Source organism: Rhizobium rosettiformans W3 (genome assembly GCF_004912135.1).
GTDB classification, from domain to species: Bacteria; Pseudomonadota; Alphaproteobacteria; order Rhizobiales; family Rhizobiaceae; genus Allorhizobium; species Allorhizobium rosettiformans.
The window spans coordinates 1-1,103 of sequence record NZ_STGU01000074.1 but is presented as its reverse complement, the minus strand read 5'-3'; the positions used below and the strand labels follow the sequence as shown (position 1 = coordinate 1,103).

At 60.1% G+C, this 1,103-nt stretch carries 1 protein-coding gene; it reads left to right on the top strand.

Going from position 1 to position 1,103, the window contains the following annotated elements; genetic code table 11:
• Positions 1-1,103 (top strand): IS3 family transposase gene (locus tag FAA86_RS24385; RefSeq protein WP_136543898.1). Its coding sequence is split into 2 segments (ribosomal slippage), with 1,104 coding nucleotides annotated over them: positions 1-257 and positions 257-1,103; the frame shifts between segments, so codons are not numbered across the junction. This gene is flagged as partial in the annotation.

The following is a 1,103-nucleotide window of genomic DNA, read 5'->3' as shown; positions in this document are numbered from 1 at the left end:
GAAAAGACACAAGGCAGAAGAGATCGTCACGAAGCTCCGTCAGGTTGACGTGTTGAATGCGCAGGGAAAATCGATGGCGGAGGCGATCCGGTCGATAGGCGTGACGGAAGTTACATACTACCGGTGGCGGTCTGAATACGGCGGCTTGAAGGGAGACCAGGTGAAGCGGTTGAGAGAGCTGGAGGCCGAGAATGCCCGGCTCCGGCGTGCCGTTTCCGATCTCACGCTGGACAAGATGATCCTTGCCGAGGCCGCCAAGGGAAACTTCTAAGCCCCGCCCGCCGCCGCGCCAGCGTGGATCATGTCATCGAGGAACTGGGCGTGTCCGAGAGACGGGCCTGCCGGGTTCTCGGTCAGCATCGTTCGACGCAGCGCAAGATCGCCAAGACCCCGGATGACGAAGCAGCGTTGACCGCCGACATCACGGCGCTCGCTCTCCAGTATGGCCGCTATGGCTATCGTCGCATCACTGCGATGCTGCACCAGGCTGGCTGGATCGTGAACGTCAAGCGGGTCGAACGCATCTGGCGGCGGGAGGGGCTGAAGGTGCCGCACAGGCAACCCAAACGCGGTCGGCTGTGGTTGAACGACAGCTCGTGTGTCCGGCTTCGGCCGGAACATCCAAACCATGTCTGGTCCTACGACTTCGTCGAGGATCGCACACACAATGGCAGGAAAATCCGCATGCTCAATGTGATCGACGAGTTCACGCGCGAATGCATTGCCATCAGGGTCGAGAGAAAGCTGAAGGCCGTCGATGTCATCGACGTGCTTTCCGACCTGTTCATCCTGCGCGGCGTCCCGACGCATATTCGGTCCGACAACGGGCCGGAGTTCATCGCCAAGGCATTGCGGGAATGGATCGCGGCGGTGGGTGCCAAGACCGCCTACATCATGCCGGGCAGTCCGTGGGAAAACGGCTATTGCGAGAGCTTCAATTCGAAGCTCCGTGACGAACTGCTCAACGGTGAAATCTTCTACACGCTCAAGGAGGCAAAGATCGTCATCGAAAACTGGCGACGTCACTACAACACCGTGCGGCCGCACTCATCGCTGGGCTACAGGCCACCGTCTCCCGAAGCCTCTGTTTGGCCTCGCCAAAA